Below are 9352 nucleotides of genomic sequence, written 5' to 3'. Positions count from 1 at the left end.
CGAGTTCCGCGCGAAGGAGGCCATCTCGCGCGAGGCGATGGCCGCCTTCATCTACCGCTACGCCGGCTCGCCGCCGGTCGATCTCCCGTCCTCGACGCCGTTCTCGGACGTCACCAGCGCCAACCCCTTCTACAAGGAGATCGTGTGGCTGAGCCAGCAGCGCATCTCCACGGGGTGGAACGTGGGCGGAGGCGAACGAGAGTTCCGCCCCAAGGAGGCGATCTCGCGCGACGCCATGGCGGCGTTCGTGTACCGCGCGGCCGGCAGGCCCTCGTTCACGGCACCGTCGAAGTCGCCGTTCGCGGACGTCTCGCCCGCCGGCACCCCCTACTACAAGGAGATCACCTGGCTCGCGAGCGTGGGCATCACCACGGGATGGGACGTGGGCGGCGGCAAGAACGAGTTCCGCCCCTCCAACTCGATCACGCGCGAGGCGATGGCGGCGTTCGTCTACCGCTACGACCGCACGTTCTAGGCGTCGGACGCGTCAGCGGCCCCGGGGAAAGCCTCGGGGTCGCTGTCGCACGCCCACCGAGCCCGAGCGTCGGCACTGTGCCAGCCCGAGCATCGGCACTCCGTGCCAACGGCGGCCGTGGTTACCCGCTCTCCACACACGTGTGACGCGTGTGACGCATGCGGCAGGTGATGGGTCACCCGCGCATCACTGGCCACTCCTGTACCAGCCGTGTGTAGAACGGGCACGGTCGGTACGGTCGGCGCGAGTCAGGGCACCCACCACATGCACGAAGGGGCCCGCCGCAGCGAGCCCCCTCAGCCAAAGACAGCTAGTGCCCCGGCGGCGGCACCAGCGGGTTCATGTGCTCGAAGCTGGTGCCCTTGGCCCGCTCGAACGACTTCATGATCTCGGCCTCGGCCTTCTCGCGGCCCTCCCAGTGCGCGCCCTCGACGGACTTGCCGGGCTCGAGGTCCTTGTAGACCTCGAAGAAGTGCTGGACCTCGAGGCGGTGGAAGTCGGAGACGTCCGTGAGCTCCTGGCGCCACGCCTGACGCTGGTCGCCCATGGGCACGCACAGCACCTTGTCGTCGCCGCCGGCCTCGTCGCGCATGCGGAACATGCCCAGCGCGCGGCAGCGGATCTGGCAGCCAGGGAACGTGGGCTCCTCGAGCAGCACCAGCGCGTCCAGCGGGTCGCCGTCCTCGCCCAGCGTGCCGTCGATGAAGCCGTAGTCGTCCGGGTAGCGGGTCGACGTGAACAGCATGCGGTCGAGCTTGATGCGACCGGTCTCGTGATCCACCTCGTACTTGTTGCGCGAACCCTTCGGGATCTCGATGGTCACGTCGAATTCCATGGCAGTCCTTGCGTCAGTGAAACGGTGTCTGGGTACTAGTGTGGCCCATGTTCGGAGGTGGCGCGTGCGCGTGAAGATCATGGCAGGCGTGCTGGTCCCGGCGCTAGTGCTGGGTGGGGCGGGCGCCTACCTCGTCGCGGACGCCAACGATCTGGTCCCCGGCTGGATCACCAACCAGCCCGTGCCAGTCGCCCCCGCCCCTTTTCTGACCGCCGCCGCGGTCGCTCCCAGCCCGGCCCCCGCATCGGCCGTCACCGCCGTCTCCACGGATGCGCCGGCGCCCTCCGCAGCGGTCGTCCAGGCGGCCGCCGAGCAGGTCCGCGCCGACGACCGCACCGGAACCTCCACCAACGTCTCCGTCGTCGACGCGCTCACCGGCGAGGTCTACGCGGACGTCTCCGCAGCGGACACCCAGGTGCCGGCCTCGACGACCAAGCTGCTCACCGCCGTGGGCGCGATTGCGAACCTGGGCCCCGACTACCGTCTCGTGACCCGGCTCGTGTGGGAGCCCGACTCCGGGATCCTGACCCTCGTGGCGGGCGGCGATATGATGCTCGCCGAGGGCGCCGGACACCAGGGCTCGGGGGCCGATGCGAATGGCTGGGCTGGGATAGGCGACCTGGTCGACGCGGCGATGGCTCACCCCGACTTCTCGCTGGGCGGGGACGTGACGGTGGTGGTGGACGACTCGGCGTTTGAAGCCGATGCGGTCAATCCCGAGTGGCCGCAGTACGCCTTGGACTTGGGGTACATCGCGCCGGCGTCGGGGCTCGCAGTGAACATCGCGCGCATGACCGACGAGAACTACGCGCAGCGCTACCCCGACCCGTCCGTCGCTGCTGGGGATGTGCTGGTGGCCGCGCTGCGCGATGCGGGAGTGTCCGTGTCCGGGGATGCTTCGCGCGCCTCGGGGCCGGGGAACGGCATCGAGATCGCGGCCGTCGAGTCCGCACCCCTGTCCGAGGTGGCGTTCCTGCTGCTGCGCGACTCCGACAACACCATCGCGGAGATCGTGTCGCTCGTGAACGCGCTCGAGACGGGTCGGGCCACCACGCCCGCCGGCGCCGCGGCGGCGACGCGCGCGGGACTTGAGTCGATCGGCGCGCCGGTGGCAGGGCTGGAGCTGTACGACGGGGCCGGCTTCTCGACGCGGAACCGAATCGCGCCCGTGCACCTGAGCGGCGCCATCGTCGCCGCTCTGCAGGCCGATGCGACGGCCGACCTGCTGGATTGGCTCCCCCTGGCAGGGCTCGAGGGGACCGTCGCGACCCGTTACGAGGACACCGATGCCGCGGGCGCCGTCCGCGCCAAGACCGGCTCGCTCACCGGCGTCACCGCGCTCGCGGGGACCGTGCAGACCGCCGACGGGCGCCTGCTCGCGTTCGCGATCCTCGCGGACGGCATGCCCTACGGGCAGACGGCGCCGCGGGCCGCGTTCGACGCGCTCATCCAGACTTTGGCAGGATGTGGCTGTGAGGAATCCTGACGCTGGCGCGCACGTGCCTACGGGGCTGTGCGCGCGCATCGGCCGTCCTGACCGGACCCTTTCGTGACCGGGCCTCACCCCTCCGTCGCCGCCGTCCGCAACGCGGTGCGCGAGTCGCTCGACGGCTGCGAGATCGGGACGCGGGTGTGGGTCGCGTGCTCGGGCGGGCCCGACTCCCTCGCGCTCGCGGCCGCGACCGGCTACGTGGGCCGCAAGGAGGGCTACCTGACCGGGGCGATCATCGTGGACCACGGGCTCCAGGAGGACTCCGCCGTTGTCGCCGAGCGGGCCGCCGCCGAGGTGCGCCGCGCCGGCATCCACACCGTGTTCGTGGAGAAGGTGACCGTGGGCCGCGAGGGCGGTCTCGAGGCGGCCGCGCGCAAGGCGCGATACGGGGCGCTGAATGCCCGGATCGATGCCGAGGGAGGGCTCAACCCGCACCTGCTGACCGGCCACACGATGGACGACCAGGCCGAGACCGTCTTGCTTGCCTTGGCGCGGGGGTCCGGGGCTCGGGCGCTTGCCGGTATCCCTGCGCGGCGGGGTCGGATTGTCCGGCCGCTGCTGTCGCTGCGGCGCAAGGACACCGTCGCCGCGTGCCAGGCGCTGGGGCTCGATCCGTGGCACGACCCCACCAACCTCCACGCCGACGGCCCCAAGCGCTCCCAGCTGCGTACCAAGGTGATGCCGGCGCTGGTGGACGTGCTCGGGCCAGGCGTGGTCTCCGGTCTCGCGCGCTCCGCGGCCCTGCTGCAGGCCGATGCCGACGAGCTCGAGCGCCAAGCGCGCTCCGCGATGGGGGCGTCCACGTCCTCGGTGCGCGGGGAGGAGTGGCGCTGCGACATGCTCGCGGCGCTGCCCGACGCGATCCGCTCGCGCATGATCAAGATGCTCGCGGAGAACCGCGGCGCCGGTCCGCTGACCGCCGCCCACGTCACCGCCATCGACCAGCTCATCACCGATTACCGGGGCCAGGGCGGCGTTGCGCTTCCCGGAGGCTACGAGGCGCGTCGGGAGTATGGAAGGCTGGTCATCGTCGATCCCCACAAACCCCGGGCCTAGGAGAAACGCGTGGACCAGCAGTTCGACATGGACGACTTCACCAAGGTGATCGTCAGCGAGAACGACATCTCTCGCAAGCTCGATGACATCGCGTTGCAGATCCGGGCCGACTACGACGGCGAGGACCTGCTGCTCGTGGGCGTCCTCAAGGGGGCGGTCATGGTGATGGCGGACCTCGCGCGGCGTATGCCCCCGACCGTGCAGATGGACTGGATGGCGGTGTCCTCGTACGGCTCGGGTACCAAGTCCTCCGGAGTGGTGCGGATCCTCAAGGACCTCGACGCGGATCTGTCCGGCCGGCACGTGCTGATCGTCGAGGACATCATCGACACCGGCATCACGCTGCACTGGCTGCTGGGGAACCTGCGCTCGCGCGGTGCCGCGTCCGTCGAGGTCGCGTCGCTGCTGCGCAAGCCGGATGCCGTGCAGGTGGACGTGCCCGTGAAGTATCTGGGCTTCGACATCCCGAACGAGTTCGTGGTCGGCTACGGGCTGGACTACGCGGAGAACTACCGGACGCTCCCGTTCGTGGCGATCCTGAAGCCGAGCGTCTACGAGGACTGAGGTCCTCGCGCCAGGTCCGGCTCCGGCTCCGGCTCCGGCTCCTTCCGACAGTTTGAACCAATTCGGGGCTCGGTCCGCGGCGTGTCGGCGCTGTGGCCCTTGCGGCCCCGGCGTGTCGCCGTCGGATTGGTTCTAACTGTCAGGGTTGAGATCGCGTCCGGCCGTCCCCAGCACGTCGTCCGGCACGAGTATCCACCGATCGTGGTCTGACTCCGAGCGCAGGTCGGCCCTCTCTCGGGACAGTCGCGGCGTGGATCCGATTCGTGCACTCCAGGGCCGGCGCGGCGTCGCGCGTTGGACCGAGCTCCAACGGGCGGGTGTTTCGCGTGGCGCGCTCCTTGACGCGTGCTACTCGGGAGCGGTCGTCCGGCCCCACCGGGGCGTCTTCGCACTTCCGCTGACGCCTCGTACCAGGGTGCTCGCGAGCATCTTCCGAGGGAAACCATGCTGTCTCACGTGGTGCGGCAGGGCCGGGCTGCCCATCTACCCGACGCCGGCGGCAGTCCATCTCTCGGTGCCGCAGCGGCGCGGCATGGGACTCGCACGCGAGCGTCCCGTGGGTGACGTGGTGGTCCATCGCATGCCGAAGCCGCCCCGGACCGCGATTGATCACCTCGACCTCGCAGCACTGTGCACGGAGCCTCGCCAGCAACTCGCTCTCGTTGACGCCGCGCTGCGCCTGGGTCTCATCCGGCCCGCAGACCTGGCTGGCTTCTCTCAGGGCTCGCGAGCGCGGCGCGAATGGCTGGTCCGGATGGCAGACGGTCGCGCCGAGTCCCTGTCGGAGACGTACGCGCGCGTGGAGATGGTCGAAGCTGGGCTCGGAGTCGTGCCGCAGGCCCAGGTGCCAGGTGTCGGACGCGTGGACTTCATCGTCGAAGATGCCGTGACTGTCGAAATCGACTCCGAGGCGTTCCATTCAGGCGAGAAGGCCCGGGCTCGCGATGGGTCACGCGACCGGGCTGCAACGACGCAGGGCTACCTGCCCATGCGGTTCTCTTTCCACGACGCGGTCGAGCGACCCGACCAGATCGTGGCGGATGTCGTGGGAACCCTGACGCGATGGGAGCGGCTCACCCCGACAGTTAGAACCAATCTGAACACTGCTGCGCGCGTGTCGGGGTGGCGGGAGCTCCTTTGACCGGCGTGTCGGGCCCAGATTGGTTCAAACTGTCGGAGGAACAGAGCCCGCCCACGCCGTCAGCGAAACCACTCCGGGCCGCACCAGCACTCGCGTAGGCTTCTGACCACCATGAAGAAGCTCCTCAACATCCGCTTCATCCTCCTGTTGGTCCTGCTCGCCGTGATGGTCGGCTGGCTGGTGCCCAGCCTGTTCTCGCCGCGCGTCGAGCACATCGACACGTCCACCGGCCTGGAGATCCTCGAGACCGGCCTGGTCGACAGCGTCAAGATCATCGACGGCGACCAACGGGTGGAGCTGGGCCTCAGTGACGACTTCGCGGCGGACCTGCCCGAGGAGGCCCCCGAGGAGTGGGCCGAGTTCCCGGGGCGTGTCGAGTTCTTCTACGTCGCGCCGCAGGGCGAGCAGATCGTGGACGCGATCATCGATGCGGACCCCGACGAGGGCTACGACTCCGAGGTCCCGCAGGGATCGATCTGGACATCGATCCTCTTTACGTTCCTGCCCATACTGCTGCTCGTGGGACTGTTCTGGTTCCTCATGTCGAGCATGCAGGGCGGCGGCGGGCGCCTGATGAACTTCGGCAAGTCCAAGGCCAGCATGGTCACCCCGGACACCCCGACCGTGAAGTTCGAGGACGTCGCGGGCGTCGAGGAGGCCGTCGAGGAACTCAAGGAGATCGAGGAGTTCCTCGAGACCCCCGCGAAGTTCCAGGCCGTGGGCGCCAAGATCCCCAAGGGCGTGCTGCTCTATGGCCCTCCCGGAACCGGAAAGACGCTGCTGGCACGGGCAGTCGCCGGCGAGGCCGGCGTGCCGTTCTTCCACATCTCGGGATCCGACTTCGTCGAGATGTTCGTCGGCGTCGGCGCGAGCCGCGTGCGCGACCTGTTCGAGCAGGCCAAGAAGAACGCCCCGGCGATCATCTTCGTGGACGAGATCGACGCCGTCGGCCGCCACCGCGGTGCCGGCATGGGCGGCGGCCACGACGAGCGCGAGCAGACCCTCAACCAGATGCTGGTCGAGATGGACGGCTTCGACATCAACACCAACGTCATCATGATCGCGGCGACCAACCGCCCCGACATCCTGGACCCCGCGCTCCTGCGCCCCGGCCGCTTCGACCGCCAGGTGGGCGTCGAGGCCCCGGACCTCAAGGGCCGCCGCAAGGTGCTCGAGGTCCACGCCAAGGGCAAGCCCATCGCCCCGGACGTCGACCTCGAGGCGATGGCCCGGCGCACCCCGGGCTTCACGGGCGCGGACCTCGCCAACGTCCTCAACGAGGCCGCGCTGCTGACGGCCCGCAAGGACCAGCAGCTCATTGGCCCGCGCGAGATCGACGAGGCCATCGACCGCGTCATCGCCGGCCCCCAGAAGCGCACCCGCGTCATGAACGACCACGACAAGGCGGTCACGGCGTACCACGAGGGCGGTCACGCGCTCGTGGCTGCGGCCATGAACCACACGGACCCGGTCACCAAGGTCACGATCCTTCCGCGCGGCCGCGCACTCGGCTACACGATGGTCATGCCCCAGGAGGACCGCTACTCCAAGACCCGCAACCAGCTGCTCGACAACCTCGCGTACGCGATGGGCGGCCGCGTCGCGGAGGAGCTGGTGTTCGGCGACCCGTCCACGGGCGCGAGCAACGACATCCAGCAGGCCACCGAGATCGCCAAGCAGATGGTCACCGAGTACGGCATGTCCACGGACGTGGGCTCGGTGCGCCTCGCGGGCAGCTCCGGCGAGGTGTTCCTGGGCCGCGACATGGGCCACGGCCGCGACTACTCGGAGGACCTCGCCGCGCGCGTGGACCGCGAGGTGCGCGAGCTCATGGACGGCGCGATGGCCGAGGCCACTAAGGCCCTGCAGTCCAACCGCGGCGTCCTGGACGCGCTCGCCGAAGAGCTCCTCGAGAAGGAGACCCTGGGCGAGAAGGAGCTCGCGGAGATCTTCTCCAAGGTCAAGAAGGTCGCCAAGCGCAAGCACTGGGTGTCGGGCGACTGGGCCCCCAAGTCCGCTCCGCGCAAGAAGCCCGCGACGGCACCGGTGGCCCCCAAGGAGGAGCCGGACGCGACGGCCGATGCGGCGGCTGGGGACGGCGTCCCCGTCGCCGAGGCTCCGGCTCAGGACAGCCCTGCCGATGCGGTGGTCACCGAGGCGCCGGCGCCCGAGGTGCCTGGTACCGGAGCGTCCGCACCCGAGACCGGCGGTCCCGAGGCAGATGCTCCCGGCGAGCCGGGCGCCAAGCCCGGCGAGTAACCTGGGCGGATGACCGACAACGCCGCCCACCCGCCGGTGGACGAGGAGCCCGCCCGCGCATCGGCGCCGGGGGAGATGCCCCGCGTGGACGTGCCGCGTGCGGAGGCGGCCGTGCGCGAGCTGCTGCTCGCCATCGGCGAGGACCCCGATCGCGACGGGCTGCAGGAGACCCCGGGGCGAGTCGCGCGGGCCTACGAGGAGTTCTTCATGGGCCTGCGTCAGGACCCGGCGGACGTGCTCGGCACGGTCTTCGAGCTGGGCCACGAGGAGATGATCCTCGTCAAGGACATCGAGCTGTACTCGACGTGCGAGCACCACCTGGTGCCGTTCCACGGCGTCGCCCACGTGGCGTACATCCCGGGCGAGGATGGCCGCATCACCGGATTGAGCAAGTTGGCTCGCTTGGTTGATGTCTACGCGAAGCGCCCGCAGGTGCAGGAGCGCCTCACCACCCAGGTCGCGGACGCGCTGGTCGAGCACCTGGGCGCGCGCGGCGTCCTGGTTGTGGTCGAGGCCGAGCACCTGTGCATGTCCATGCGCGGGGTCCGCAAGCCCGGCTCGCGCACCGTGACCAGCGCAGTGCGCGGCGTCATGCGCGACGGCGCCACGCGCGCGGAGGCCATGAGCCTCATCGTCGGGAAGTAGCCATGACGCTCGTCATGGGCATCCTCAACGTCACGCCCGACAGCTTCAGCGACGGCGGGCGCTGGGCGACGGCCGATGCGGCGATCGCCCAGGGGATGAAGCTCGCCCGCGACGGAGCGGACGTCATCGACGTGGGAGGGGAGTCGACCCGCCCGGGTGCGGCCCGGGTGGAGCCCGGCGAAGAGGTCGAGCGAGTGCTGCCCGTGATCGAGGCGCTCGCGGGGGAGGGCCTCACGGTCAGCATCGACACCATGCGGGCGCGCACGGCGCGGGCGGCGGTGGATGCCGGCGCTCGCATCGTCAACGACGTCTCCGGTGGGCTCGCCGACCCGGACATGCCGCGTATCGTCGCGGAGCTCGAGTGCGAGGTGATCGCCATGCACTGGCGCGCGCACTCCACCGAGATGGACGCCACGGATCAGTATCAGGACGTGGTCGCAGAAGTGCGGGACGAGCTCGCGGCACGCGTGGATGCGCTCGCCACCGCGGGGGTGAGGCCTGACCGCATCGTCCTGGATCCAGGCCTGGGCTTCGCCAAGGTGACGGACTCGAACTGGCCGCTGCTGGCGCGCATCGACGACTGGGCGCAGGGACACCGCGTCCTCATCGGCGCGCGCCGCAAGCGCTTCCTGGGCGCCGCGATCGCGAGAGAGGGCGTGGACCCGGCCGACGCATCGGCCCGCGAGCACGCCACCACCGCGATCACCACCCTGTGCGCGGAGCGCGGCATCTGGGGCGTCCGGGTGCACGATGCTCGAGCGGCAAGTGACGCGCTGCGCATCGTGTCGGCTTGGCAGAATGGCGCCGAACCGCAACGATGACCCTATGACTGTCACCGCGCGTCCTTACGTCAAAGATGGCATCGAGCTCGACCAGATCGCGGTC

At 70.0% G+C, this 9352-nt stretch carries 9 protein-coding genes and 1 pseudogene; 9 read left to right on the top strand and 1 reads right to left on the bottom strand.

Annotation, left to right across the window (positions count from 1 at the left end; genetic code table 11):
* The coding region (locus tag QZ483_RS10795) for an S-layer homology domain-containing protein (protein WP_297083841.1) at positions 1 to 475 on the top strand (475 nt) is incomplete at its 5' end.
* Between the two features lie 310 nt (positions 476 to 785).
* Here the strand turns inward: QZ483_RS10795 and QZ483_RS10790 are convergent.
* Entirely contained in the window at positions 786 to 1310 is a 525-nt protein-coding gene (locus QZ483_RS10790; RefSeq protein WP_297083839.1) for an inorganic diphosphatase, read from the bottom strand.
* Positions 1311 to 1374: 64 nt separating this feature from the next.
* Here QZ483_RS10790 and dacB point away from each other — a divergent pair, with 64 nt between their 5' ends.
* The 8 genes and pseudogenes from dacB to folP all read left to right on the top strand — a co-directional run bounded on the left by dacB (position 1375) and on the right by folP (position 9288).
* Entirely contained in the window at positions 1375 to 2796 is a 1422-nt protein-coding gene (gene dacB, locus QZ483_RS10785; protein ID WP_297083837.1) for a D-alanyl-D-alanine carboxypeptidase/D-alanyl-D-alanine-endopeptidase, read from the top strand.
* Positions 2797 to 2859: 63 nt separating this feature from the next.
* Positions 2860 to 3858, top strand: coding sequence for a tRNA lysidine(34) synthetase TilS (gene tilS / locus QZ483_RS10780; RefSeq protein ID WP_297083835.1), 999 nt, complete (start codon positions 2860 to 2862; stop codon positions 3856 to 3858).
* A 27-nt stretch (positions 3859 to 3885) separates the two neighbouring features.
* Positions 3886 to 4422, top strand: coding sequence for a hypoxanthine phosphoribosyltransferase (hpt, locus tag QZ483_RS10775; RefSeq protein WP_297083844.1), 537 nt, complete (start codon positions 3886 to 3888; stop codon positions 4420 to 4422).
* A 250-nt stretch (positions 4423 to 4672) separates the two neighbouring features.
* Positions 4673 to 4807: pseudogene (locus QZ483_RS13610) on the top strand (type IV toxin-antitoxin system AbiEi family antitoxin domain-containing protein); the annotation flags it as partial.
* A 195-nt stretch (positions 4808 to 5002) separates the two neighbouring features.
* Complete coding sequence (locus QZ483_RS10770) at positions 5003 to 5563, top strand: DUF559 domain-containing protein (RefSeq protein ID WP_297083833.1); 561 nt, start codon at positions 5003 to 5005, stop codon at positions 5561 to 5563.
* Between the two features lie 111 nt (positions 5564 to 5674).
* Positions 5675 to 7822: an ATP-dependent zinc metalloprotease FtsH gene (gene ftsH / locus QZ483_RS10765; protein ID WP_297083831.1), complete on the top strand. Its 2148-nt coding sequence runs from the start codon at positions 5675 to 5677 to the stop codon at positions 7820 to 7822.
* Between the two features lie 75 nt (positions 7823 to 7897).
* Entirely contained in the window at positions 7898 to 8467 is a 570-nt protein-coding gene (folE, locus tag QZ483_RS10760; RefSeq protein ID WP_297083843.1) for a GTP cyclohydrolase I FolE, read from the top strand.
* Between the two features lie 2 nt (positions 8468 to 8469).
* On the top strand, positions 8470 to 9288 hold the full coding sequence (gene folP, locus QZ483_RS10755) for a dihydropteroate synthase (protein WP_297083829.1): 819 nt from the start codon (positions 8470 to 8472) through the stop codon (positions 9286 to 9288).
* Positions 9289 to 9352 lie beyond the last annotated feature (64 nt).

The organism is uncultured Demequina sp. (assembly GCF_913055775.1).
Lineage (GTDB): Bacteria > Actinomycetota > Actinomycetes > Actinomycetales > Demequinaceae > Demequina.
This window is presented reverse-complemented; position numbering and strand designations above follow the sequence as displayed.